Source organism: Pararhizobium sp. A13 (assembly GCF_040126305.1).
Taxonomy (GTDB): Bacteria; Pseudomonadota; Alphaproteobacteria; order Rhizobiales; family Rhizobiaceae; genus Pararhizobium.
The window spans coordinates 919459-943771 of the sequence record NZ_CP149511.1; the positions used below are offsets into that span (position 1 = coordinate 919459).

Sequence of the window (24313 nt, forward strand, 5' to 3'; positions counted from 1 at the left end):
GTCAGACCTCCGCTTTCTTGGCGAGCCAGAGTTGCGAGAGCGTAAGGATGAGCAGTGCGATGCCCATCAGAACGGAGGCGGCGGACGCCAGGCCATAAAGCCGCAGTTCCTGCGCGAACGCCGTCTGATAGATGAACTGGACGATGAAGGTATTGGCCGTTCCGGGGCCGCCGCCATTGGTCAGCACCCAGGCCTCGTCGAAGACCTGTACGGAGCGGATGAGGAGCAGCACGGTCACCACCAGCAGGTTGGGGGTCAGCAGCGGCAAGGTCAGGCACCAGAATTGGCGCCATTGCGAGGTTCCGTCGATCTCGGCAGCTTCGTATATATCGCGCGGGATTGCCTGCAGCCCCGCAAGGATGATCAGCATGTAGAAGCCCATGTGGAACCAGATGGAGACATAGACGACCCAGGCACGCGACCAGCCGACTTCGAGCAGGAAGATGATCCGCGTGTCGAACCAGTCCGTCAGGAAGCCGTTGAGCAGGCCTTCGCGCGCCAGGAACCATTGCCAGATCAGGCCGACGACGACCGGCGACAGAAGCACCGGATAAAAAAAGACGGCCCGGAAAAACCCGCGTCCCCGCGTCAGCCGGTTGAGCACCAGCGCCGTCACCAGCGCGAAGAAGAGGGTGCCGAACGTATTGAGGAGAGTATACCACCAGGTGTTGTGGACGGCGGTCCAGAAGAGATTGTAGCGGCAGGTGGACGGCTCCAGATAGCTGCCGCAATCCAGCAGCGCCCTGAAATTCTCAAGCCCGACATAGGGCCGGTCCCAGATCAGGAGATTGGTGCCGCCGGTAAACGCATAGGCGATGGCGAGACCGACCGGCACGAAGACGAAAACGGTAAACAGCAGCATGTTGGGCAGGATGAAGATATAGGGCATGCGCGCAGCGCCCAAGAGCCGCTGCAGCGCGGCCATCGGCACCTCCACCATCCTCATCACCGCGTCAAGCCCGTCGCCAATGCGTTCGCCACGCGCGACGACGGCAGGCGCTACACTCGTTGGCGCGCTCATATCCGCGCTCCCTTGAGCGACCGGCCATCCACGGATGAAAACAGGTGAGCAAAGACGGGATCGAAGGTGAAGGCGAGGCTTGCTCCCGGTTCCGCTTCGAAATGCCCCGGCACGTGGACGATCGTCAATTCGTCGCTTTGACCGGTGCGGCCGTAGACGAAGGTTTCATGGCCCATGCTCTCGACCTGTTCCACGGTCATGCGCGCCGCCGCCTGATCCGGCCTCGGCGGAACCGAGCCTCAGATGCGACGGGCGCAGACCGATGGTGACGTCATTGCCGGACTGCACGTCGATCCCGGCAGCAGGCACGACGAAACGGCCAAGCTCGGCACTGTCGAGCGTCACACCCTCGCTGCCGGTAGAAATGACCTTGCCCGGATAAAGGTTCATGCGCGGTGAGCCGATGAAGCCGGCGACGAAGAGATTGGCGGGTCTTTCGAACAGGTCGAGCGGACGGCCGATCTGCTCGACCTTGCCCTTGTTGAGAACGACGATCTTCTGCGCCATGGTCATGGCTTCGACCTGATCATGGGTCACGTAGATCATCGTCGTTTTCAGTTGCTTGTGCAGCTTGGTGATTTCCGAGCGCGTCTGGACCCTCAGCTTCGCATCGAGATTGGAGAGCGGCTCGTCGAACAGAAAGACGCGCGGTTGGCGGACGATCGCGCGGCCGATCGCGACCCGCTGACGCTGGCCGCCGGAAAGCGCCTTCGGCCTTCGATCGAGATACCCGTCAATCGCCAGCATCCTTGCAGCGGCATCGACCCGGCGATTGATCTCCGCCCTGTCCATGCGCAGGTTCTCAAGCCCGAAGGACAGGTTCTTGCGCACACTCATATGCGGATACAGCGCATAGGACTGGAACACCATTGCGATCTGGCGCTGGGCCGGCGAAAGCTCGTTCACCCGCTGGTCGTCGAAGCTCATTTGCCCGGCCGAAATAGGCTCAAGCCCGGAGATCATCCGCAAAAGTGTTGACTTGCCACAACCTGACGGCCCGACCAGCGCGACGAACTCGCCGGATTCCACGTCGATATCGATGCCGTGGATGACTTCCAGCGATCCGTAGGACTTGCGCAGGTCCTTCATGGATATTGCGGTCATTGTGTTTTCCTCCCAATCTCCGTGGTGGACGCGCGACCCCTGGCGAAGCAAGGGGCGCATCCCGTGCGTCAGCGCGCGTGCCGTCTCGATTCCATCAAGAACAGCCCTCCGAGCGCCTGACCATAAGGTGTCGGCAGATTCTTGATCCGGCGATAGAAATCGAGATCCTCACCCATCGGCGTGCCGTCCGAAACATCCATCAAAAGGCCGGTTTCATCGATCCGCGACAGGATGGCGCTGAGCGATCGTTCCGCCGTGTCCCTGAAGCTTTCATCGATCAGTCCCTGCCGGATGCCGGCAAGAATTCCGTAGCCGATACCCGCCGTGGCCGAGGCCTCGATGGGACTTCCAACATCGTCGAGCAGCGTATGGAACATGCCCTGCTCGTTCTGAAGCCCCTGAAGTGCCGCGACCTGGGTGCGATAGACTTCCCTCAGGTAGCGGGCAATGGCGCCCTCGGGCGGCGCGATGCGGAAGAGTTCGGGAATAGCGATGGTGATCCAGGCATTGCCCCTCGCCCACAGCGCGCGCGCATAATTGTGCCGGCCGAGAAAGGTCCACCCATGGAAGAACAGCCCGCTCGGTGGATCGCCCAGAAACCGGATATGGCAGAGAAACTGGTAGTGCGCGTCCTCGATCCAGTCGGGCCGCTGGCACAGCCGGCCGGCCGTCGTCATGAACAGCACGGCCATGAACAAGGTATCATCCCAGAGCTGGCCCTCGTTGTCGCGCTCCTTGACGAGATGCTGGTAGCCGCCTTCTTCGGTGCGGGGCATCTCTTCAAAAATCCACTGCGCCCAGTCCCTGACGATCACCCTCCAATCTTCCCGCTGGAACTTCTCCGCCAAAAGGGAAAACACCAGCATGGGTGACGTGGAGTTGACTTGGCGGCGTGGCAGGCCGCGGGCGAGCTGATTTTCGTACCAGCGGATCAGTCTGCCGAAGGCGGCATGATCGTCTCGTTCTTCCGCGTCGCGAAAATAGCCGTAAAGCCCGACGCCGACCTCCCAGTCCCACTCATCGAAAATGATTTCGCCCGTATCGGCGTCGGCGGCGTCGCCGATACCCTTCAAACGGCGAAAACCTCGGGAAATCTGCGTAATGGCTGATGTGATATCCGCGGCCGGGATCATGCGGAAAGCTCCTTCATTTCAGTCCAGGGATGAAGCGCACCGCCATCAACGCCGATATGCGGGACGGTGGAAAGCGGCGCGAAAGGCAGGGGTGTTCCGGCGCGCTGCAATTCCCCCTCGAATGGCAGCAGCAGTTTACCGTCGGGGTGATCGAGCGTCAGGCTCACCGCATCCGCGTCGAAATGCGGCGCAAGGGCAAGGCAGCTTTCCCGGAATGCGGAAAACCCGCCATGCACATCCGCGCTTCCGGCAATCATCAGCCAGCCCGCTTTTTCCGCGTGCATGCGCCATTCCATACCGGCAAACAGGCCTTGCTGGAGAGCCTCGAGCGCAGAAGATCCGTAGATGCCGACATAGCCGTTCGCGACCCGCGCAAAAATCCAGTTCGTCTCGACGACGACTTCGTCGCAAAGCTCGACCGGCAGAAAGACATGGGTAAAGCGGATAGCGTGGGGTTGGCGTGTCAGGTCGAACAGCATGAGTGCCACGTTGTCATATTGGGCGACACGCGGATTGATGCCGTTGCCGGCCCAGTAGGATGGCCGGCTGCCACCCCAGACCTTGAGGTCGCCCGGGTGATTGATCCAGAAACGCGCCAGCATGTGGCCGGAAAGCTGGATATCGGCCATGTGCTGCTGATGGCCAAGCTCGCCTGTCTTGTACTGCGCGACGCTGGACAATTGCGCATCCGCGCATTTCCAGAGCGAAAGCTTGGCGTTCATGTTCAGCCCTTGCGTATAGCGGGCAGCCAGCCGCTTGCCTTTGAGCGGGAACGCAAAGTCGGTGGCCAGCGGCGGCGGCTCGTAGTCCGACAGCGCAAAGAGAGCGGCTGCGCGATCATGCCCGGCGTACCAGGTACCGCCAAAGGCGATTGCCGCAACCGAGGCAAGTTCGGTTGCCGTTCCGGCAAAGAGCTCCTTTTCGTAGATGCGGCCCTGCGATCCGGATGGGACGCTTTCAAGCGTGTGCAGTGCGGTCATGACGAAGATCTCGTCCAGCAGCTTGCCTGTCCGTTCCTTCAGGCGCGGATCATCGGTGTTTTCGAACAGCGTGAACAGGCCGAGGAAGTCGATCGGATAGTAGGCCGCTGAATTCCATTCCGCGAGGCCGTGCTCGTCGATCGCATCGAACCAGCGGTGCAGCCGCGCCTCGGCCTGCGCCCGATGCTGAAGTCCGGTCTTGCCGCTGTTGGGAAAGACATCGTTCGGAAATAGGTCGCCCGCCAGATACTGGGCGATATGAAAGCAGAGCACGTGGTTCTCGCTCCAGTACCACATCACATCGTCGCCCGGCTCGTCCAGCCAGTAGCGGAAGTTGAGGATGACACCACGCAACCTCTCCCAGAGCTCGTCCGGCAGCTGGGTCCAGGCATGCGCTCGAAAGATCCAGAGAAGCGGAAGCAGCCAGAAATCGGCGCAATCGTGGCGCTCGATGACCGGCGGCAGCGCGTGCTCGATCAACCGTGCTGCCTGCTCCGGCTCCTTGCCGAGCGCCAACAGTACGAGAGCGCGCGACGGCTCGTTCTTGCCACCGGCGACCATGACATCAAGGGCCGCCCGTTTGCGGCCGGATATGTGGTTCTGATCGAGCGATAGCGGCGGCGGGAGGATGGAGGTGCCAAGCCCGCGCTCGATCCGAACGCCGCCAACCTGAACGACAAATGTCAGAGAAATGCACCCGGCCCTGAGGCCAGCGATGTCGAACAACGTTGCCGTCGGATTATCCTTGGAGATCGTGAAGCGGATCGGCTGCGCCGTCTTGCCTACCCCGTCCGGCAGCACATTCATCGTCACCGTTTCGGACGGATGCCAATCGGGTCCGAGCTCGATCTCCACCGGACGATCAGGCAGATAGTCCGCGACCACCCGCACCGTGCCTTTATCATAGAACAGACGATCGGTTCGCAGGCCGTTCAGCGTTGCCTCCACCTCGCGCATGGAGTGACTGTCGATCCTGGCCTGGATGCCGGCAGCGACACCCTTTCCTTCAAGCAGCATCAGCTTGAAGAAACAGCTTGTGTCGCGCTCGTGCAGATCCTCAAGAAACACGGTCAAGAGGCTCTCGCCGTGGGGAATATCCGCCGAAAACGTGGCCGAATGAGCGATGTTGCGATCATAGGGCTCGTGTGTCAGCACCTTCGTTTCATTGAGCCAGACATGCATCCCGCCGCAGGTTTCAGCGGCAAAGCGTACGGTCTGCGCCGTATCCGCCGTGACGACACACCGCATCCAGCGGCGGATGAGCAGGGGGCGAAAGCAGAAGGTGGAAAAATCGACGCGGGGATCTTCGCCGCCGAGATAGATATTCGAAAAATCGATCAATGCCGGCAGCTGAACGTCGCGGATTAGAAGTCGGGCGCGCAGCGCTTCGCGGCAGGGCAGATCGCCGGTTGCGACCCATCCATTGATGAAGCGGTAGTCGATCGCATCCGGCATCGGGCGGGCCGCGCCGGGGAAATATTCAACCTCAGCCTGGCTGACATGCCAGCGGTTGAGCGCCTCGCCCGGCGCAATGGGCCACAACGTCGCCCCAGCCAATGGCCCACCCTCATCCGCTTGATCGCTGCGAGACTTTAATGAAATATTTTTCATTAGTTTTCGTCTCCTCCACCTTCAATATTTTCATTTTTGTTTGACTTATGGGCAAAAATAGCCATTAAATTACCGCGAGGCAATGAAATTCGAACAGTTCATCAATGAAATTATTTTCATTGATGTCTTAAGGGCCTACAACGGGAGGAATGCATGACCTTGAAAACGCTGAAAATTACCGCCCTCGCACTCGCCTTGAGCACGGCGGCCGCGCCGGCCTTCGCCGAGACGATCACCTTCGCCTTCACCGATGACGATCCGAATTATATCGCCATGATGGAAAAGCTGGTCGATCAATTCGAGACGGAGAACAAAGACATCACTGTCGATTTTGTTACCGCCGGCTATGCGCAGATGATGGAGCAGCTGCCGCTTCAGCTGTCGGTCGGCAAGGGGCCGGATGTGGCGAAGATAACCGCCACCGACCTCCTCCGATACACGGCCGACCTGCGGCCTTACATGAAGGATCCGGATGGTTTTGCGAAGCTTCACGGAAAGTCACTGGATCTGATCCGCACGCCGGGTGCGGCAGCCGACAAGATCGGTGGCTATGTCGCCTCGCAGACGCTCAACCAGCCGTTCGTCAACGTGACCCTGTTCGAGCAGGCCGGCGTCCCGCTTCCCGCCAAGGGGGCGACGCTCACTGAAATCGTCGATGCATCCGTCAAGGTTGCCAAGGCCACCGGCGCCGAGATTCCCTTCACGATGGACCGTTCCGGCCATCGCTTCGCCGGACCGGCATTTTCCTATGGGGCGCACTTCCTGAAGGACGGACAGCTGATCTTCCCCGATGATGGGGCCAAGCGCTATATCGCCGATCTCTATAAATGGACCCAGTCCGGCGCGTTTCCCAAGGAAATGTGGGGTGCTGCAGGCGGGACGCGCTACAAGAACATGGGAGACGAGTTCGCCAGCGGCAACGTCGTGACGTATCTGGCCGGAAACTGGATGGTCAATCCATTCGTCACGAAGATCGGCGACGCCTTCGACTGGACAGCGATCGATCCGCCCTGCGGTGACGCCGGCTGCGTGCCGATGCCGGGATCGACTTTCATCGTCGCCTTCCAGCATACCAAGGCGCCTGAAGCCGCAGCCAAGCTCATCGAATTCCTGGGATCGGAAAAGGTTCAGCGTGACATTGCCGAGCAGTTCCTGATTCTGCCAGGCGCGCAGATCGACAACCCGCAATACAAGACCGACAATGCGAACGCGAAATCCTCGATGGAGGCCTTCGCCCGCAATGTCGGCAACGTTCCGGAAGAAGCGCGCACGATCGAACGGACGCAAGGGGCAAGTGCTGTTTATGGCTCCATCGTTCAGCGCATGAGCCAGTTGATCGTCGGCGAACTGTCGCTCGAGGACACCTACGCTCAATTGGCCGCCGATGCCAAAGGGGCGAATGTCGAAATCGCCAAATTTGCCGCTGCTGCCAAATAGTCTCGGCGCCTGCAATCGGCGCCGTTGTCAGGCCGCGGCGCCGATTTCACGCCGCAGCAGAGCGCCGCGCACCCGGGCGGATGCGCGGCGCTCTGCCTGTATGAAAACATCAAGGAACAGACCCATGGACATTCGCGACACGATTCACCCCGAGCATGCCAAGACGCTCGATACGGAAGGCCTGCGCGCCCATTTCCACATCTCGGGTCTTTTTGCCCCAAACGCCATGAACATGACCTATACGCACTACGACCGCGTGATCGTGTTCGGCGTCTGCCCGGTCTCAGGAGCGGTGGAGGCGCCGAACGACGTTTCCGGCGTGACCGGCACCGATTTCCTGCTCCAGCGCCGCGAAATGGGGATCATCAATATCGGTGGTGCGGGCAAGGTCGACGTTGACGGCGAAACCTACAGGCTCGGACAGCAGGAAGGTCTCTATATCGGCGCCGGCGCCAGGAGCATCACCTTTTCGAGTGACGATGCGGCGCATCCCGCCAAATTCTACGGCAATTGCGCGCCCGCACACACGCACCATCCCAACAAGCATGTAACGATCGAGGAAGCCTCGCCGGTGACGCTCGGTACGCGCGAAACCAACAACGAGCGCACGATCTACCGCTACCTCCACCCCAATGTCATGCCCACCTGCCAGCTCTTGATGGGGCTGACCAAGTTAGCGCCTGGCAGCAACTGGAACACCATGCCCGCCCATCTGCACGACCGGCGGATGGAGGTCTACCTCTATTTCGACATGGCACCGGAAGCGGTGGTTTTCCATATGATGGGAAAGCCGCAGGAAACCCGCCACATCGTCATGCGCAATGAGGAAGCTGTCATATCGCCGCCCTGGTCCATCCATTCCGGCTGCGGAACCGGCAATTATACCTTTATCTGGTCGATGTCCGGCGAGAACCAGGTCTTTGAAGACATGGACATGGTGCGGCCGCAGGACTTGAGGTGATCGATGTTTGATCTGACAGGACAGGTGGCGCTGGTGACAGGCGCCCGCACCGGGCTTGGCCAGGCCGCGGCAATCGCCCTTGCCCAGGCCGGAGCCGATATTGCGGCGATCGGGTCACAGGAGATGCCCGAAACGGCCGAGCGGATCGCTGCCATTGGACGGCGTTTTTTCGCGATAAAGCAGGATCTCGGATCATCTTTCGAAGGCGCGGCACTGATCAGAGCGGTGACGGAAGCACTCGGTCGGATCGACATTCTCGTCAACAATGCCGGCATTATCCGGCGCAACGACCTTGCCGACTATTCCCTCGAAGACTGGGATGCCGTCAACGCGGTCAACTTGCGCGCCGTCTTTCAGTTGTCACAGGCGGCCGCGGCCGAAATGGTGCGAGTGGCGCACGGCGGCCGCATCATCAACATCGCCTCGATGCTCTCCTATCAGGGCGGCATCCGCGTCGTCGCATACACTGCGTCCAAGCACGGGATCGTCGGCCTGACGAAAGCCATGGCAAACGAACTGGCCGCTCATGGCATAACGGTCAACGCCATCGCGCCTGGATACATGGCAACCGACAACACATCAGCGCTCCGACAGGACGCGGGCCGGTCGCGCGACATTCTGGCGCGTATACCGATGGCGCGATGGGGCACACCGGACGATCTCGCAACGGCCATCCTTTTCCTAGCTTCACCGGCTTCGAGCTACGTCACCGCGACGACAATCCCCGTCGATGGCGGCTGGCTGTCACGATAAAAGGCTGATCGCGGCTGATGACTGATTTGGCCGCTAGCTTCTCGCGCAGATCGGCAGCGGCGAATTCACCAGTCAGGCCTTGTTTTCTGGGGCCTGACCCTCACGACCTTCCGACTTCATACAGCGAGCGGCGATTTCGGTTCATCCTCACGCGGTGTCCTCGGCACAAAGCCAACGGTGAAGCCGAACAATTTGGCGACCTTTTCCAGCGTTTCGAGGGTTGGGTTTGCTGTTCCCGATTCGATTTCGCCGATCTGCCGACGGGTGAGACCGAGGGTCTTGGCAAACTCTTCCTGTGTCATGCCAAAGCTCTTGCGGATTTCAACCACCGCGCCTGGCAAGCGCAAGGCACCATGACGTGCCCGTTCCGCCAGAACTTGTCGCAGTTCTCGTACTTGCTCTTTTGTGGGTTTTTTCCATCGCGGCATACCGCTGATCCCTTGCCATTCTCATGAGGACGCAGCCGAGACGCTGTCAGCAATCTCGTTGCATCGCGACATAGCGCGTTCAAGAATTTCGGATGACGCACCCATCTCTTTCGCCATCTCAGGCACTTGCCCCAGGCGTTCGGCAAACTTGCGAAGTTCGCAGAAAAGGAGCGCTTGGTCATCTGGGGCGGTCACAAGATCCGCGCAGATCGCTTTCCAATCCGGCAGGTGGTCGCGGCCGCTTTCTCGCATCGAACCCCATATCGTAGAACGAATAACGCCCTCCTTCGCCAACCGCATGGGCGCGAAATCGAAAAGCGGCGAGAGCCGTATGGTCCCATCAGGATATTTGTTCAGCGCTGAGTTCCGCCCATGATTGTCGGGATTACCGAGCGCCAGGTTGGCGATGTCTCGTTTCAGGTACTCCGTGATGTCGGCAACCGGATCAGATGAGAATTGTTTCAGAACGTCGATATAAGCCTCGTGCGTGCCGATATGGCCGAAGTCGGCGACGCCGATTGCCGACACCAGGCTTTCCTGCCCGAGACGCGCGACCTGGTCATCTTTGCCGTGTTTCCGGTCAAATCGGGATATGATCAGTACGCCCTCTGCGTAGGTGGACGTCTCCCACACGTTCAGGCCTATCGCTTGGGCAACCCGAGAATAGAGAGCTTCGCCTTCGAGAATGAGGCGGTCCGCGGGCTCCGTGCTGCGAACGAGTTTCACAATGATGTGGCGCACGGCTTCTTCATCGGCAACGAAGGTGTCAGGGTAATACAGCCCGTCTGCGGCTTGCGTCATCGCCACCTTCGGCCATTCGCCTTGCAGGCCGCTCGACCCCGAAGCCAGCATGCCGAAACGGTCCGCGACTTCCATGAAGCGATCCGAACGCTCCAGAATATCCTTCTGGGTTACGCCTTGGCGCTGAACACCGCGTAGCCGTTCTGCCTCCGCGTCGGCTGCTTCCTTGATGCGTATATTCCCGATTCCACCTGTTGCCGCTCGAAGCAGGAGCGGAAGATCAGCCTCGCGAGAAGCTTCGCTCAAGCCCAAGTGTTGAGCCAGCTTCCGGCGCGCGTGACCTTGCGGCATGAGATCGAGGAGAAAGGGCGGCCAGTGACGACTGTAGCGGTTTTCGAGGTCGACGGGGTAGCGGACGGAAAGCGCGCGGTGGTCGCAAACGGTTTGGTTCTTGCCAAAATCGATCGATGCAGCGGAAGCAAAGTATTCGAGTTCGTAGTCAAGGACCGAAGCGCCCGCATAGCCTGCCACTTCATCACGCAGTTGGAGGGTTGCAGCCTGTTGCCACTCGCCGTCAATGTGAATCTGAAGAGTCAGCCGCATATTGAACCCCTATAATGGTTCATTTAACTCGCACTTGAGGAAAAATCAAACCATCATTATGGGGCAATTAATATTGCCTCCTGAACTCATACTCTCAACGGAATGTTTGCAGCGTTGCCGTTAAACCCTCTCCTCCGCGCCTCGCGGCTTGGACAGAATTCTAAGAAAGCTCCCCGCGCTGAACTCATAGTGGCCCCTGGGTGAAACACCACGACAGATTAGGTCCTTCGACGAGAGCGCCGTTCCATACCGCAACATCTCTCTTGATCATGACGTGACGGACACGGTTGAGATTATGGTTCTCTGAGATCGCCAGGTCCGCTCGCCTCCCTTCTTCGATCAGCCCACGATCGGAGGCAAGCTGCGGGAAAGTCCGGGCGACATTGCCGGTGGCAAGGGCCACCGCTGCTGGCGCCGATAACTGTCGCTTCGTCACCGTGCGTTGCAACGCCGGCAGGATGCTGCCTGATGCATAAGACCGAAATGCTTCCGATACCTCAGATCTATTTAGGACCGATCACCACAGAGTCGCCACCTGAGCGACACTGGTCTTGATCGCCTCAATTTTTTGTTGTCTATTCCGCGTCACCCTAATGCTCCATTGCTCCGGCAGCGATTGAACCTTTCATTGAGGCGCGACGATGACCTACGACTGGGACGGGAAGCGCACCAGGCGCATGAACATGATGCAGAGCATCGCCATCGGCGCAGTGATCTTGCTCGGGTCCACTTTTTTCGCCGCAGCTACAGCACTCGTAATGGAGTAGCGACCGGTTGAGTGCTGCATCGATAATGACGACGAACACGTCGTGTTGATCGGCCGGCCAGTGACCGCCTTGAAGCAATGGCTGGCGGCGGCCGGCATCGAGAGCGGACCGGTATTCCGAAAGATCGACCAGTGGGGCAACGTCGATCGCCGCGGGTTGACGCCGCAATCCGTCAACCTGATCCTGAAGGCGCGCGTCAAGCAGGCCGGGCTCGATCCCGCGGCGTTTTCGGCGCACGGGCTACGCTCAGGCTATCTGACCGAGGCCGCCAATCGCGGTATTCCGCTACCGGAAGCCATGCAGCAATCACTGCACAAGTCGGTGACGCAAGCGGCAAGCTACTACAACAATGCTGAACACAAAAACGGGCGCGCGGCACGATTGGTTATTTAGATCGGGCTCGGCGCTACTGCGCCGGCCCAATCTCCCCCGATGTGGATGCCCTAAACGACCGCGCGTTCGGCCAATCCCATATGGAAACGCACTTCTCCCTTCCCCCCACGTTTGCCGAGGTAAAGAGCTTGGTCGGCGTTTCGGAGAAGGAAAAGGGGGTCGACGCCGTCGGCAGGTGCAAACGTTACACCGATCGTTGCACTCACCGAAACCGTCGTCGCCGGGTCAACGTCGATCGGGCCCTCGATCGCACGGATAATGGTTTTCCCGATGGCTTGGATCTCTTGTGGTTTCTTCCGTCCGGGCAAGACCAGGACAAACTCGTCCCCGCCGAGACGGGCGACAAAATCTCGTGGCTCAACTGCCTGGCGGATCCGCTCAGCCACCCTTTTCAATACCTGGTCGCCAGCATTGTGCCCGTAAACATCGTTCACAGCCTTGAACCCGTCGAGATCGAGATAAAGAACGGCGAAATCCGATTGGTCGGTCGCTCTTGCCAGTTCCCTCGAGGCTTTATCGAGGTGCTCGAAAAGGTGCACACGGTTGGGAAGCTGCGTGAGCGCGTCATGCGTGGCGCGCCGTTCACTCTCGCCGATCATGTGTGCGGCAGAACGGGCTTGGCGAAAGATGAGGACGGTCAGGAAGCAAAAGCCGAATGCCAGAAGACCCCAAACCGGGACCGCCGTCCGGAGAAGCGCGTTACCGGGGCGCGTTTCGTCCCAGGTAAGCGCGCCAACCGACGAGCGGTTGGCCGTCAGCAAAGAAATAGACGCTGCACCAGCCGCTTCTGCGCTCTCAATCCGAAGGTTGGACAAAAGATAGATGTGGCCAAGATCGGCGAGAAGTACATCGTCAATCGCATCGATGAAGATAAGAAGGTGTTGGGGGTTCTTTTGTTCGGGATCGGGTTCCAATGGCCGGATCGGCACGACTGCGGCAATGGCCGGCCTACCATTGGCAATTATCAGACCGGAGGTCGATCCTTCACGGCTGCCGGCCCGCTGCTGGGCGAGTAATTCAGAAAAGCCGCTTGTGAGGACCTCCGTGAAAAGCCGTTCGGTTCGATTGCCTTCGATCATGCCGTAAGTGGTCGCATCGTTGGGCGCAATGACGAAAGTCATGTCGAAGCCAAGGTTCTGGAAGGTCGGTTTGCCGATATTCTCGTCCGCCCACTCGAGATTGGGAGCGGTCACCAAATTTGCAACCGCTTCGTCCCAAGCGCCATAATCAAGCGCCGATTTTTCGATGTGTTCACCGCGAACCTTGATCGCGCCCTCGGCCAGCCGGGCCTGCTCCCTCCGGGCAACATCGGTTTGATACCATGCGACCACCAGAATAGTAACAAGCAGCGCAGCCAGTAGCAGGCTGACGAGGCTGGCGATCGGAACGGTAACCCTGACCAGAAATTGTTTGTAAGCTTCCTGCGAACTCGACATCGAACACCCTACGAATGTCCTTCACTATCGGCGCGTTTTCTAAATAAACGATGTCTAACATCGAGAGGATTTGAGAAAGAGGTGCAGTCGAAGAATTGAAATGCCCTGCTTCTACCAAACATAGGCGTCTCGCGAATGCGCAGCGATCTCGCAGACGGCGAGTGTGCGCAAGTGCAGAGATGCAACGAAAAAGCCCAGCGCGGGAGGAGGTGCGCCGGGCTCGATTGGTGACCGACAGCTTGGGAGGAGGAGTGCTGTCAGTCGGACCGAAGCGGCTCGGGAGGAGGTGAATCGCTTCGATACACAGGAGTTAATGCTGCAGCGCAACAGGTTCAAGCGTGACGTGTCACCAAAATCCGAAAAAATAGCCTGAAAGGTCAGAAGTCCCTTCAGGCTATTTTACCTGTGCCAGACCGCCCGCCGGCACGGGTTGGAGTGACATCATGTCACTGTTTTGTAAGAATACTTACGAGTTCGATTTTGGAAAACCAAGCTTGCGCCAGGCTAGGACATGCAACGTAAAGATGTTCATTTTGCGCAGGCCCTATCCCTTTCCCGCAAATTACTGCCTCTCCCCTGCACGTGCCGATTGAATTGCCGTGAACCCATGAAAGGCGAGTGAGATCCCCGGAACTGAAAAAGGCTGGGGTCGATCCGGCTTCTCACAAAAGTGTCACTATCACAGAAGTTTCAGGCCTGAAGATTGTCCGCTGACATCTTGCCCGACTTGCGGTCCTTTACCAGCTCATAGCCAAACAACTTCGTCGCACGCTCCCCTATAGAGTTCCAGCCGCAATCCTATCTTCGCTTGATGCCGATTGTTCACACTGCGACACCGCTCGGAATGGGCTTCGGCAATACGCGATTCTCGAGCCCCGATCGCAAATTTCGCCTCGTTTACATTGCCCGCGATCTTCCTACGGCGATCGCCGAGACAATAATCCGTGACAGGTTCGAGGGCGCCACGAAACGTGTGCTCGACGACAGCGAGGTTGAGGAAATCACCGTGGCGGAAGTGACCGCCACTGCTCCTCTCCTGGTTCTCGATCTCCGCACCACCGGGGTTTGCTCAGCCACGGGGTAAGCACTGATGCAGCCCGCGCGAAAGAGCACAGTGAAGGGCGATGGCTCAGTCAAACCATCTATGACTCATTCGCCGTCAATGGGATGCTCTACTCGTCACGGTTGACCTCCGTCGAGTGTCTGACCGTCTATGATCGGGCAGTCAATGAAAAGCTGGCTTCCACGCCAGCCGTCGGACTTGTACGCCAACAGGAACTTGTCCCTGCTCTACGGTCCATTGGCGTAGCGATCAGGCGGGGGCCTTGATGTGTAGATGATGAATAGTCTCGGTCGCGGGTGTCGGGCGGTCTGGAGCCCGATCAGAAGTCATCCTTCACCTCCGAACGCGGCTGCCGGATCGAGTGCGGCAGCAAGGCCAGCTTGTCGTCACGCGGGAATAGGTGCGAGTATGTGCGCTGATATCGACCTCGATGGCGGCTATAACGGTCGTAAAACTACTCTACGACTGCCATAACGGTCAAATACCGCGCAGGCCTTTAGAAATCAATGAGGCGACCGATATGACGTTCTCCTTGGCAATCGGCATGGTGACATAGCCAGTCATTGCGCATGACATCGTCAATTTCTTCTGCGGAATGGCCGTTAGGATGCAAGCAAAATGGCCGCTAGAATACCTGCGATATGGCCGATAAGGCCCCAGCGCAATTGGAGCCGCGTTCCCTGCCAATCATACGCAAAACAAACAAAAGCGTGGGGATTTTGCATATGGTTGGCAGATCCGGCCTTGCTCTTTTTGCCGATCACGGGCAACTCCCATCCAAAAATCGAGCGTCCCCCGAGGACGCTAGAATGGCTAAATTCGCCGGCGACAATTTCCTTACGCGAGGCGAGAGCCGTGCCTCCCAAATCGCGCCGATAAGCCATTGGCGCGATCGTTGGTGGATTAGACCTGAGTTACTCAGAAGCGTATGACCGCACAGCCATGCGGTCCAAGCGAAAGGCAACCGTTCACCTCCTTGCCGGTGAGCAAGTCGATGCCAACCGGCAGTGACGAAATCTCGACTGTGCCTTCATCCGTATTGAGCACGAACAGGAGTTTCCGGTCGGCAGCTTCGCGGACGGTCACTTCCACATTCGCGGGAAGGTCGGCGATCAGCGGCGCAATACTGGCATGTGCGAAGAGCAGGTTGGCCAGGCTTTCGACCAGGGACTCTGTGAGATAGGTGCCCATGTAGACGGCACTGCCCTCCCCCACTTTGCGACTGGTAATGGCCGCCCGCCCGCTGACGAAACGGCTGCTCCAGCGGCCAAGCACCTCGACGTCCGCATCCACGTCGAGCAGTTCGTAGAGATGGGCGGCTTCGTGCTCCCGATTGCCGAGCACGAACTTGTACCGTCGTGCGGCAGAGCTGGCTGGAAGTTGCGCTGCGGGACTGTGTAGCCCGAGTTCCGTGCCATGCAGGCCAAACAGGCCATCGGCGCCGGGTTCGGCCACGCGCCCGAATTCCTCAACCCGAACACCGCAGAGCTCGGATAGGCCAGGTCCGGGGGCGAGAATGGTGGGGATGTGATTGTTCCCGTCCCGCGTTCCGGTCATGGCGCCGATCACCAGCGTGCCGCCGCTTTTGACGAAAGCCTCGACGTTTGCGTTCCATTCCGGCTTCCACATCACCCAATGCGGAACATAGAGAAGCTTGATCCGCGACAGATCGTCCTCGGGATGAATGAAGCCGCAGGCAATGCCGTTTGCATGGCAATAGCGGTGCAGGTGCACGGCATCCTCGAACGGGCTCGGCATCCCCATCGGATAGGTCTTGTAGGCTTCCTGATTGTCGAAATCGGCGCCAGCGATGGCCACGTCCATGCGCACCGTCGTGCCCAGAAGGTCCTGCTTGATCTTGGCGATATCGCCCGCGAATTCCATCGCTTCCTGGTAGCGCCGGCGCGGCACGTCGTCATGGTCGATGAGGCCCATCCAGTAGATTTCGGCGCCGTAATGCGCCGGGCGCCAGCGGAACAACATCAAGCCGTCGGCGCCGCGCGCCACCGAACTCAGCGCCATGCGGCGCATCTCGCCCGGCTCGGGTGTCATGGTAGAAAAACCCGGCTGGCTGCCGAAGCCCGAGGCCTGCTCCGGAACGATGAAATTGCCGCTGTAGGCGCGGCAGACATCGAGATGCAGCGCCTGTGTTGCCGCATGCCCGCCAGTGCGACGCATCTCATCGTAGAGCATCGGATAGATATCGAAGCCGATGAAATCGAGGTCCTGGCCGAACTGACCGCGGAAGTCGATGTCTTCCAGACGGCCGAGATTGTGGAAGATGAACCAGTCCGGATTGACCCGGCGCAGGATTTCCACCTGATCGTGCTGGAAGGCCGCCGTCGCATGAGCGAGAAAGCGGTGGTAGTCTTGGAAATGGCCGGGGCTCGGGAAGCCCGGATTGTGGGGGCGCGGCACCGTGATCTGGTCGAAATTGTCGTAAGCCGTTGCCCAGAAATTTCCTCCCCAGGCAAAATTGAGCGCATCGATCGTCTCGTAGCGATCCCGGAGATAGCGTCGGAATTCTCGTTCCGTCGCTTCGGAATAGGAGGTCGAAGACGTGGTGTTCAGCTCGTTGTCGGTCTGCCAGCCAATGACATGCGGATTGTCGCGATAGTGGTTGGCAAGCGCTTCGGTGATCCGGCGGCTGTGCATTCGGTAGACAGGGCTGTTGGTGTCGGCATGCTGGCGCGAGCCATGGGTGGCGACGCGGTCATTCACGTCAACGCGCAACACTTCCGGATAGGTCACGGTCAGCCACCGCGGCGGGGTCGCAGTCGGCGTGCAGAAGATTGTGTTGATGCCACAGGCGCCCAGAACTCCGATCGCCTTGTCGAAGAGCGAGAAGTCGAACATGCCTTCGCGCGGCTCCATGATGTGCCAGGCGAACTCACCCAAACGCACGACATTGAAGCCGGCGGCGGCCATGCGCACTGCGTCACGCTCCCAGTAGCTCTCGTCGACATGCTCCGGATAATGCGGAACGCCAATCAGAAAATCGTCAAGATTAAGGGTGCGCCACACCGAAAGGGGCGCAGGAGCTATACGCTTCATGTCATTCTTATCCTTGTTCAGAGACTTGCGACGGGCTTGGGAGAGCTGATGGTTCGGCCGTCGGCCGCAAAGAGGTAGGCATCGCGCGCGTCAAATCCGATAGAAACCGATGCCGCGGTCTGGAATGGTCGGACGTCGCCGATCTGGGCGGTAAAGACCCCGGTTCCGCTATCGGAGCCGGTCGTCACCAAATCTCCGGCATCGACATAGACGATGGTCTCGCGGCCGAGATATTCGGTAAGCCGCACCTGCCCGCCGAAGGTGAAGGCGGATCCAGCCTGATCGATCGCAAGCTTTTCGGGGCGGATGCCGACCGTGACCGTGTCACCCTTGGTGGCGGGCACGACGAGATCGTCGAAGGCGACCGTCAGCCCACCGGCACAGGCTACGCGGGCGCCGCGTCCCGAAACTTCCGCGACCGTGCCGGTGACGAAGTTCATGCGCGGAGCACCGAGGAAGCCGGCAACAAACAGGTTGGCAGGATTGTTGTAGAGATCGAGCGGCGCGCCGACCTGCTCGATGCCGCCGCGATTGAGCACGACGATGCGGCTTGCCATGGTCATGGCCTCGACCTGGTCATGCGTCACATAGATCATCGTCGAACCGAGTTCGGCATGCAGGGTCGACAGTTCGACGCGCATTTGCGTGCGCAATGCCGCATCGAGATTGGACAGGGGCTCGTCGAACAGGAAGACGTCGGGCGAGCGGGTGATGGCGCGGCCGATGGCGACGCGCTGGCGCTGGCCGCCGGACATTTGCTTGGGGCGCTTTTCGAGTTGCTCCTCGAGCCGCAGGATTTTTGCAGCCCTCGCGACCGCCGCATCGATCTCCGCCTTCGGGCGCCCGGCCATCCGAAGGCCGAACCCCATGTTCTGCGCGACCGTCATGTGCGGATAGAGCGCGTAGGACTGGAAGACCATGGCGATGCCGCGGTCACCCGGCTCGAGCCTGGTCACATCCCGTCCCTTGATCAGCAACTGGCCGGACGTCACCGTCTCGAGGCCTGCGATCGTCTTCAGGAGCGTGGACTTGCCGCAGCCGGACGGTCCCACCATGACGACGAACTCGCCCTCTTCAACGGAAAGGTTGATGTCGTTGAGCGCATGGTAGCTGCCATAGTGCTTCTGGACGTTCTGGATTTCTACGCTGGCCATTTGAGCCATCCTTTGATCTTTGCGCATCAGCCCTTCACTGCTCCGACCGTGAGGCCGGCGATAAAATGGCGTTGCATGAGGAAGAACATCACGACGGGCGGGATCGCGACCATGATCGTGGCGGCGGCCACGAGGTTCCATGCCGAGACCCATTCGCCGCGCAAGTTGCTGAGGCCTGCCGTCACCGGCTTTACCGCCTCGCTCTGGGTGAGCACGATCGCCCAGAAATAGTCGTTCCAGACGAAGGTGAAGGTCAGGATCGCAAGCGCGGCCAGCGCCGGCCGAATCAGTGGCAGCACCACATGCACCAATGTCTGGCCGGGCGAAGCGCCTTCCGCTCGTGCCGCCTGGAACAGCTCATCCGGCAGAGCCGCGATGAAATTGCGCATGAACAGCGTTGCAAAGCCGGTCTGGAAGGCGACGTGGAAGATGATCAGCGCATAGTACGTATCGTAAAGGCCGATCGACACCATCAGGTCGCGCACCGGGATCATCATGATCTGCGCCGGCAGGAAATTGCCGCCGACGAAGAGCGCGAACATCAGGTTGGCGCCACGGAAGCGGTGGCGCGACAGCACGTAGCCGGTCAGGGTCGACAGGATCAGGACGCCGAGCACCGACGGCAGGGTGATGATCAGGCTGTTGAGGAAGTAGCGCGCCATGGCCGTCTGGGTGAAAACGGCGGTGTAGTTTTCGACAAAATTGAAGCTTTTCGGCCAGCCCCAATAGTTGCCCGCCATGACCTCCTCGAAGGACCGCAAGGAAGTGGTCATCACCGCCATCAGCGGCACGAGCCAGAGGACCAGGACAAGCGCGACCATGCCGGCATAGGCAGCACGGCGCCACGGGGAGTCTTCGGGGATCGGACGCGGATACATCAGGCGTTCTCCTGTTCCGGTTTGAGCAGGGTGCGCAGGTACCAGGCGATAAAGACGGCCATCATGACGAAGAGTACGGTGGCGATGGCGGCTCCATATCCGAAGCGATAGGAGAAGATGGATTGCTCGTACATCTGATAGGCGAGCACGGTAGACGAGCCGAACGGTCCACCCGATGTCATGACCGCGACCATGTCGAATGAACGCAGCGCTCCGATCACGGTGACGGCAAGCGCGATGAAGCTGACCTCGCGCAATTGCGGCAGCACCACGTGCCAAAGCATTGGCCAGCCGCGCGCGCCGTCGACGCGCCCGGCGCCGATTAGATCCTCGCTCAGGTTGTTGAGGCCCGCAAGGAACAGCACCAGGCAGAAGGCAATCTGCGGCCAGAGTGCGGCAGCGACGACCGCGAAAGTCACGAAATGCTCATCCGAAAGCAGCGCGGGTGCCGTGGCTCCGAAATAGCCGAAAATCAGCGACAGCAGGCCGAAACTCGGGTCGTAGACCCAGGTGAAAACCACGCCGACCGTCACCGATGCGAGCACCAGCGGCACGAAGAACAGGGACTTCATGATGCGCATGCCCCTGATCGGCTGGTTGAGCAGCAACGCCAGGGCCAGGCCCAGCGGCGGCGCCAGCATGAACATGCCGAGCCAAATCAGGTTGTTCTTGAGCGAGATGTAGAATTGCGCATCATCGAACAATTGCACATAGTTCGACAGTCCTACCCACTGCATCTCGCCCACGCCATCCCAGTCGAAGAACGAGACCCAGACCGTCTGGATGGAGGCCAGGATGATCACGATGCCGAATAGCAGGGCACCGGGCAGGATGAACATGGTTGGAGCCACCCATGAGCGGTGGCGTCGCCAGAAACTGGACATCTCTCTTATACTTTCCAGGAGCAAGGTTGCTTTCCTTGTGATCCGCACGACCCCTGCGTCGCCGAAATTCCGGACAGGAGTTGCATCGAGTGCAGCCCCTGTCCGAAGTGCGGCCAGCCTAGGGAGGGTGCCTGACCGCAGGTGATGCGGATCAAGCCTTGAAGATGCGCTTGCGCGTTGCTTCTAGGTGTTCCAGGATCTGGTCACGCCGTTCCGGCCTGGCCATAAATTCCTGGAAGCCCTTCAGGCCTTCCTGGGCCATATCGGGATCGGTGTCGCGGTCGTAATATTGAGCGGAGCCGACGACCGTCTTCAGCGATTCCACGGCTGCGTTGACCAGCGGATCCTTGCTCGGCGGGCAGTCGTTGCGCGGCGGCACCGCACTTTCGGTTTCGAGGAAGGCAGAGAGGTTCTCCGGCTTATAGAAGTAGGCGAGGAAGTCGCGTGCACTTTCCTTGTTCTTGGCGTTCTTCGGCACATGGATGGAGTTCAGGGCGAAATCCTCGTAGCGCGCCGTGCCGGAGGTGATTTCCGGGAATGGCGCAAAGGCGATCTGGTCGACCTGATCCTCGGGGAAGCCGTATTTGATGAAGCCGGCGAGGTCCATCATTGCCGCCTTTTTCTGGGCTAGCGCCGCGGCAGCCTGTTCCCAGCCGAAGGACGTGTGGTTCGGGCTGAAGAGATCAGCCTTGATCAGTTCCTCCCACGTGTCGAACACCGGCTTGAGGGCGTCGTCCATATAGGACATCTGGCCGTCCATCAGCGCGATGTGCTTATCGAGACCGTTGATGCGAAGGTTCATATGGTCGAACCAGCCGGCCGCGGGCCACATTTCCTTGGTACCCATGCTGACCGGGACCATGCCTGCCGACTTCGCCTGCTCGCCGAGCGCCAGCAGATCCTTGAGGGTCTTGGGCGCCGTCCAGCCCTTTTCGGCAAAGACGTCCTTGCGGTAGAACATGCCCCAAAGAAGGCCCCCGAGGGGCAGTCCATATTGCTTCCCGTCGACCGTCACCGCTGCAGCCGACGGACCAAGCACGCTTTTGTAGTTCTCGCGCTCAAAAAGGTCGGAAATGTCGTCGAACAGATCGCGCTTGACGAAGGCTTTCATGCGATTGCCGGAGAACCAGAAGCAGAGGTCCGGCGCGCCGACGACGAGATAGCTGCGGATTGCGGTCTTGTGGGCCTCATGGTCCATATTGTTGATGGTGACCTTCACCCCGCTTGCTTTTTCATACTCACTCGCAAGCCGCTGCAGCACGTCGCGTTGCGCGGCGTTGCCGATATTGGAGATGATCGTCAGTTCTTTGGACTGCGCGACTGCCGGGCAGCCAAGCGCAATGCCGGCCAGCGCCGTGCCTGCGCCAATCACGAACTGGCGGCGCGACGGGGACGCGCCTTGCATCAACGACGTTAGATCTTTCATTGCCATTCTCTCCTCCCAAGACAAAGCTTCGCCATCGCCGGACAGGGCGTTGCCCGGACCTATCGGATTGCTGTGAATTCATTGAAAGCACGCAGGGCCGAACAATTCGCGCGCCTGCGCACTCCTCCTCGATTGCCAACGATGGAAACTTAGCCTAGCTTTGCGATTGGAGCAATAGTTAATTTACGAAATAAATTAATGAGGGAATGAAGTGAGAGGAAATGCCAGCACGTCGCGCGCGCTCAATCGCCGACTGATCCTGAACCTGCTGCGGAACCGCGGGCCGATCTCGCGCGCCGAGATGGCTCAGATCACGGGATTGAGCCCGGCGGCGGTGACCTTCGTTACGGCGGAGCTGATGGAGGAAGCGCTCGTGGTCGAGCGCGAAACGGTGTCGGGCACCTCGGGCGGGCGACGGCCCGTACCGGTCGACATCAATTACGAGGCTCACCTGGCGCTCGGTTTCAAGCTCAATAGGTACAGCATCGAGTGCGTGCTGACCGATCTGGCGACCTCGCCGCTCGCCACTCTGGAGGCAAGCGTCGCGGATACGACGCCTGAAGGCATGATCGAGACCATTGCCGCGACCATCCCTCGCCTTATCTCCCAGGCCAATCGGCAGGAGAGTGAAATTCGTGGCATCGGCGTCTCTATCCCCGGCGAAATCGACCCCGCCACCGGCACCTGCCTGCAGAGCCCGCGCTTCGGCTGGAAGAACCTGCCCTTTGCCGAGATGCTGGCTGAACGCGTCCATGTGCCCGTCTGGATCGACGACGATGTCAATGCCTTTGCCGTCGCCCAGCGGCTGTTCGGCGTCGGCCGCGACCATCACAATTTTGCCGCCCTTGCCATCGGCACCGGCATCGGCTGTTCGCTTGTCATCAAGGACGAGATCTATCACGGCAGCCATAGTGCCGCGGGGAAGATGGGCCACATCACCTCCGTTCCGAATGGGCGCTTGTGTGAATGCGGCCGACGTGGATGCCTGATGGCGCATGCAGCCGAGCCCTACATGCTGGACGAATGGCAAAGCCGGACGGGCTCCGCGATAAGCCGCGATGAGTTTGCCAACTCCGTCGAACATCGAGATGGCCTAGCGCTTTCTATTCTTTCGGACTGCGGGTCGCGGATCGGGCGCCACCTGGCCGACATGGTCAATTTGTTCGACCCGGAGATCATCGTCGTTGGCGGAGAAGCCGTGCAATTCGGTGATGCGCTTCTCGCCCCGATCCGGAAAACAATGGAAGAATTTACGTTCTTCACCAAGCCGGAACTCGTCGCCGATTGGGTTCCGAGTTCATGGGCACGGGGCGCTGCCGCACTCGCGACGCAGAACATTTTCGACTTCGAACGCTCGCCGAGTGGGTGATGGGTCGGGGTTAGCTGACCGAAAAGGAACTACAGATTCCGGACAAGCAAAGATCCTGTGACAGATACCGGTCGACCGCAGCAACTCTGCGCCTCGAGCACTTCCAAAGCCTCAGCCGAGTTTGAGACCATTTGCCGTCAGATAAACGGCATAGAGCGAACTCGTCGCCGTGATAAACAGCCGGTTGCGTCTGGCGCCGCCGAAGGTGAGGTTCGAGACAATTTCGGGAATGCGGATCTTGCCGATCAGCGTTCCGTCCGGATCATGGCAATGAACGCCGTCTGCCGCACTTGACCAGACCCGGCCCAGCCGATCGACCCTGAAACCGTCGAACAGGCCGCTTGTGCAGGTTGCGAAAACCTCGTCGCCGGAAAGCTCTCCGGCATCTGAAACCGAAAACCGGCGGATATGGCGCGGCCCATTTTCCAGGTGGCTGGCGCCGGTGTCGGCGACATAGAGAAGCCGCTCGTCCGGCGAGAAGGCAAGACCGTTCGGCTTTTCGAAATCGCCGGCGACCTTCGTCACGTCGCCGGACTGCGGATCGACGCGATAGACGTGGCAACCGCCGATCTCTTCCTCCCCGTATTCGCCCTCGTAGTCATGCATGATCCCGTAGGAAGGATCGGTAAACCAGATCGAGCCGTCGGATTTGACGACGACGTCGTTGGGCGAGTTGAAGCGCCTTCCCTCGAACCTATCGGCGATGACGTCAACGGTTCCGTCGAAGTTCGTGCGCGTCAACCGTCTCGTCAGGTGCTCGCAGGTTACCAGGCGACCCTGGTTGTCCACCGTATTGCCATTGGAATTGTTCGAAGGCTGGCGGAAGACGGACACGGAACCGCTGGTTTCGTCGAACCGCATCATGCGATTGTTCGGAATGTCAGACCAGACGAGAAAACGGCCGGGAGCGAACCAGGCCGGTCCCTCCAGCCAGCGCCCGCCTGTCCACAAGCGTTCGACGCGGGCATGACCGACAAAACACGCGGCGAAGCGCGGATCCAGAATTTCGAAGCCGGTGCCCTCAATCTCTCCGAACATGTTTTTTTCCTTTTCCCTAAAAATGTTTGTCGCCGTGCCGATTACCAGCCCACCGGTTGTTTCCTTGCGATGATAGCGA

General features: G+C 59.7%; 20 protein-coding genes and 2 pseudogenes. 6 read left to right on the forward strand and 16 right to left on the reverse strand.

Annotated elements, in window-relative coordinates:
• Nucleotide 1 precedes the first annotated feature (1 nt).
• The 5 genes from WI754_RS25995 to WI754_RS26015 form a co-directional block, all read right to left on the reverse strand.
• Nucleotides 2-946: a sugar ABC transporter permease gene (locus WI754_RS25995; protein ID WP_341488010.1), complete on the reverse strand. Its 945-nt coding sequence runs from the start codon at nucleotides 944-946 to the stop codon at nucleotides 2-4.
• Between the two features lie 71 nt (nucleotides 947-1017).
• A complete protein-coding gene (locus tag WI754_RS26000) occupies nucleotides 1018-1221 on the reverse strand; it encodes a hypothetical protein (RefSeq protein ID WP_341486883.1) in 204 nt (67 codons plus the stop codon).
• Entirely contained in the window at nucleotides 1187-2125 is a 939-nt protein-coding gene (gene ugpC / locus WI754_RS26005; RefSeq protein WP_341486884.1) for a sn-glycerol-3-phosphate ABC transporter ATP-binding protein UgpC, read from the reverse strand. Before ugpC ends, WI754_RS26000 begins: the two co-directional genes overlap by 35 nt.
• Before the next feature lie 68 nt (nucleotides 2126-2193).
• Nucleotides 2194-3258, reverse strand: coding sequence for a glycoside hydrolase family 88 protein (locus tag WI754_RS26010; protein ID WP_341486885.1), 1065 nt, complete (start codon nucleotides 3256-3258; stop codon nucleotides 2194-2196).
• Nucleotides 3255-5849 carry a hypothetical protein gene (locus tag WI754_RS26015; protein ID WP_341486886.1) on the reverse strand — a complete coding sequence of 865 codons (2595 nt, stop codon included), beginning with the start codon at nucleotides 5847-5849 and terminating at the stop codon, nucleotides 3255-3257. Before WI754_RS26015 ends, WI754_RS26010 begins: the two co-directional genes overlap by 4 nt.
• A 153-nt stretch (nucleotides 5850-6002) precedes the next feature.
• Between WI754_RS26015 and WI754_RS26020 the strand changes: the two genes are divergently transcribed.
• The 3 genes from WI754_RS26020 (at nucleotide 6003) to kduD (ending at nucleotide 9000) form a co-directional block, all read left to right on the forward strand.
• Nucleotides 6003-7286 carry an ABC transporter substrate-binding protein gene (locus tag WI754_RS26020; protein WP_341486887.1) on the forward strand — a complete coding sequence of 428 codons (1284 nt, stop codon included), beginning with the start codon at nucleotides 6003-6005 and terminating at the stop codon, nucleotides 7284-7286.
• A 124-nt stretch (nucleotides 7287-7410) separates the two neighbouring features.
• The gene (kduI, locus tag WI754_RS26025) at nucleotides 7411-8247 is read left to right on the forward strand and encodes a 5-dehydro-4-deoxy-D-glucuronate isomerase (RefSeq protein WP_341486888.1); all 837 of its coding nucleotides are present in this window, start codon (nucleotides 7411-7413) and stop codon (nucleotides 8245-8247) included.
• Nucleotides 8248-8250: 3 nt separating this feature from the next.
• Nucleotides 8251-9000 carry a 2-dehydro-3-deoxy-D-gluconate 5-dehydrogenase KduD gene (kduD, locus tag WI754_RS26030; protein ID WP_341486889.1) on the forward strand — a complete coding sequence of 250 codons (750 nt, stop codon included), beginning with the start codon at nucleotides 8251-8253 and terminating at the stop codon, nucleotides 8998-9000.
• 116 nt (nucleotides 9001-9116) lie between these two features.
• Here kduD and WI754_RS26035 read toward each other — a convergent pair whose 3' ends face one another.
• The 3 genes and pseudogenes from WI754_RS26035 to WI754_RS26045 form a co-directional block, all read right to left on the reverse strand.
• Entirely contained in the window at nucleotides 9117-9428 is a 312-nt protein-coding gene (locus WI754_RS26035; RefSeq protein WP_341486890.1) for a helix-turn-helix transcriptional regulator, read from the reverse strand.
• Between the two features lie 21 nt (nucleotides 9429-9449).
• Nucleotides 9450-10772, reverse strand: coding sequence for a HipA domain-containing protein (locus tag WI754_RS26040; RefSeq protein ID WP_341486891.1), 1323 nt, complete (start codon nucleotides 10770-10772; stop codon nucleotides 9450-9452).
• A 184-nt stretch (nucleotides 10773-10956) separates the two neighbouring features.
• Nucleotides 10957-11235 (reverse strand): annotated as a pseudogene (locus WI754_RS26045) (amidohydrolase); the annotation flags it as partial.
• 328 nt (nucleotides 11236-11563) lie between these two features.
• Between WI754_RS26045 and WI754_RS26050 the strand changes: the two are divergent.
• Nucleotides 11564-11932: pseudogene (locus WI754_RS26050) on the forward strand (tyrosine-type recombinase/integrase); the annotation flags it as partial.
• 50 nt (nucleotides 11933-11982) lie between these two features.
• On the opposite strand, the gene WI754_RS26055 reads toward WI754_RS26050, so the two are convergent.
• Nucleotides 11983-13368: a diguanylate cyclase gene (locus WI754_RS26055; RefSeq protein WP_341486892.1), complete on the reverse strand. Its 1386-nt coding sequence runs from the start codon at nucleotides 13366-13368 to the stop codon at nucleotides 11983-11985.
• A gap of 844 nt (nucleotides 13369-14212) precedes the next feature.
• Here WI754_RS26055 and WI754_RS26060 point away from each other — a divergent pair.
• Nucleotides 14213-14452: an RES family NAD+ phosphorylase gene (locus WI754_RS26060; protein ID WP_349437955.1), complete on the forward strand. Its 240-nt coding sequence runs from the start codon at nucleotides 14213-14215 to the stop codon at nucleotides 14450-14452.
• 581 nt (nucleotides 14453-15033) lie between these two features.
• Here the strand turns inward: WI754_RS26060 and WI754_RS26065 are convergent.
• From WI754_RS26065 to WI754_RS26090, 6 genes are all read right to left on the reverse strand, one after another.
• Entirely contained in the window at nucleotides 15034-15315 is a 282-nt protein-coding gene (locus WI754_RS26065; protein ID WP_341486894.1) for a hypothetical protein, read from the reverse strand.
• Nucleotides 15316-15349: 34 nt separating this feature from the next.
• Nucleotides 15350-17485 (reverse strand): beta-galactosidase, encoded by a 2136-nt coding sequence (locus tag WI754_RS26070; protein ID WP_341486895.1) that lies wholly within the window; start codon nucleotides 17483-17485, stop codon nucleotides 15350-15352.
• 17 nt (nucleotides 17486-17502) lie between these two features.
• Nucleotides 17503-18639, reverse strand: a complete 1137-nt coding sequence (locus WI754_RS26075; protein WP_341486896.1) for an ABC transporter ATP-binding protein — start codon at nucleotides 18637-18639, stop codon at nucleotides 17503-17505.
• Between the two features lie 26 nt (nucleotides 18640-18665).
• Nucleotides 18666-19517 (reverse strand): carbohydrate ABC transporter permease, encoded by an 852-nt coding sequence (locus WI754_RS26080; RefSeq protein ID WP_341486897.1) that lies wholly within the window; start codon nucleotides 19515-19517, stop codon nucleotides 18666-18668.
• The gene (locus WI754_RS26085; RefSeq protein ID WP_341486898.1) at nucleotides 19517-20401 is read right to left on the reverse strand and encodes a sugar ABC transporter permease; all 885 of its coding nucleotides are present in this window, start codon (nucleotides 20399-20401) and stop codon (nucleotides 19517-19519) included. Before WI754_RS26085 ends, WI754_RS26080 begins: the two co-directional genes overlap by 1 nt.
• Before the next feature lie 151 nt (nucleotides 20402-20552).
• Nucleotides 20553-21827 carry an ABC transporter substrate-binding protein gene (locus WI754_RS26090; protein WP_349437958.1) on the reverse strand — a complete coding sequence of 425 codons (1275 nt, stop codon included), beginning with the start codon at nucleotides 21825-21827 and terminating at the stop codon, nucleotides 20553-20555.
• Between the two features lie 211 nt (nucleotides 21828-22038).
• Between WI754_RS26090 and WI754_RS26095 the strand changes: the two genes are divergently transcribed.
• Nucleotides 22039-23196, forward strand: coding sequence for an ROK family transcriptional regulator (locus WI754_RS26095; RefSeq protein ID WP_341486900.1), 1158 nt, complete (start codon nucleotides 22039-22041; stop codon nucleotides 23194-23196).
• Between the two features lie 111 nt (nucleotides 23197-23307).
• Here WI754_RS26095 and WI754_RS26100 read toward each other — a convergent pair whose 3' ends face one another.
• On the reverse strand, nucleotides 23308-24234 hold the full coding sequence (locus tag WI754_RS26100) for an SMP-30/gluconolactonase/LRE family protein (protein WP_341486901.1): 927 nt from the start codon (nucleotides 24232-24234) through the stop codon (nucleotides 23308-23310).
• Nucleotides 24235-24313 lie beyond the last annotated feature (79 nt).

Coding starts and splice junctions, on each gene's coding strand:
- WI754_RS26090 (WP_349437958.1), bottom strand. CDS start 21,827: ATGAAAGATCTAACGTCGTTGATGCAAGGCGCGTCCCCGTCGCGCCGC.
- WI754_RS26000 (WP_341486883.1), bottom strand. CDS start 1,221: ATGACCGTGGAACAGGTCGAGAGCATGGGCCATGAAACCTTCGTCTAC.
- WI754_RS26065 (WP_341486894.1), bottom strand. CDS start 15,315: ATGGCTTATCGGCGCGATTTGGGAGGCACGGCTCTCGCCTCGCGTAAG.
- WI754_RS26015 (WP_341486886.1), bottom strand. CDS start 5,849: ATGAAAAATATTTCATTAAAGTCTCGCAGCGATCAAGCGGATGAGGGT.
- WI754_RS26035 (WP_341486890.1), bottom strand. CDS start 9,428: ATGCCGCGATGGAAAAAACCCACAAAAGAGCAAGTACGAGAACTGCGA.
- ugpC (WP_341486884.1), bottom strand. CDS start 2,125: ATGACCGCAATATCCATGAAGGACCTGCGCAAGTCCTACGGATCGCTG.
- WI754_RS26010 (WP_341486885.1), bottom strand. CDS start 3,258: ATGATCCCGGCCGCGGATATCACATCAGCCATTACGCAGATTTCCCGA.
- WI754_RS26075 (WP_341486896.1), bottom strand. CDS start 18,639: ATGGCCAGCGTAGAAATCCAGAACGTCCAGAAGCACTATGGCAGCTAC.
- WI754_RS26100 (WP_341486901.1), bottom strand. CDS start 24,234: ATGTTCGGAGAGATTGAGGGCACCGGCTTCGAAATTCTGGATCCGCGC.
- WI754_RS26020 (WP_341486887.1), top strand. CDS start 6,003: ATGACCTTGAAAACGCTGAAAATTACCGCCCTCGCACTCGCCTTGAGC.
- WI754_RS26070 (WP_341486895.1), bottom strand. CDS start 17,485: ATGAAGCGTATAGCTCCTGCGCCCCTTTCGGTGTGGCGCACCCTTAAT.
- WI754_RS26085 (WP_341486898.1), bottom strand. CDS start 20,401: ATGTCCAGTTTCTGGCGACGCCACCGCTCATGGGTGGCTCCAACCATG.
- WI754_RS25995 (WP_341488010.1), bottom strand. CDS start 946: ATGAGGATGGTGGAGGTGCCGATGGCCGCGCTGCAGCGGCTCTTGGGC.
- WI754_RS26080 (WP_341486897.1), bottom strand. CDS start 19,517: ATGTATCCGCGTCCGATCCCCGAAGACTCCCCGTGGCGCCGTGCTGCC.
- WI754_RS26060 (WP_349437955.1), top strand. CDS start 14,213: ATGGGCTTCGGCAATACGCGATTCTCGAGCCCCGATCGCAAATTTCGC.
- kduD (WP_341486889.1), top strand. CDS start 8,251: ATGTTTGATCTGACAGGACAGGTGGCGCTGGTGACAGGCGCCCGCACC.
- WI754_RS26040 (WP_341486891.1), bottom strand. CDS start 10,772: ATGCGGCTGACTCTTCAGATTCACATTGACGGCGAGTGGCAACAGGCT.
- kduI (WP_341486888.1), top strand. CDS start 7,411: ATGGACATTCGCGACACGATTCACCCCGAGCATGCCAAGACGCTCGAT.
- WI754_RS26055 (WP_341486892.1), bottom strand. CDS start 13,368: ATGTCGAGTTCGCAGGAAGCTTACAAACAATTTCTGGTCAGGGTTACC.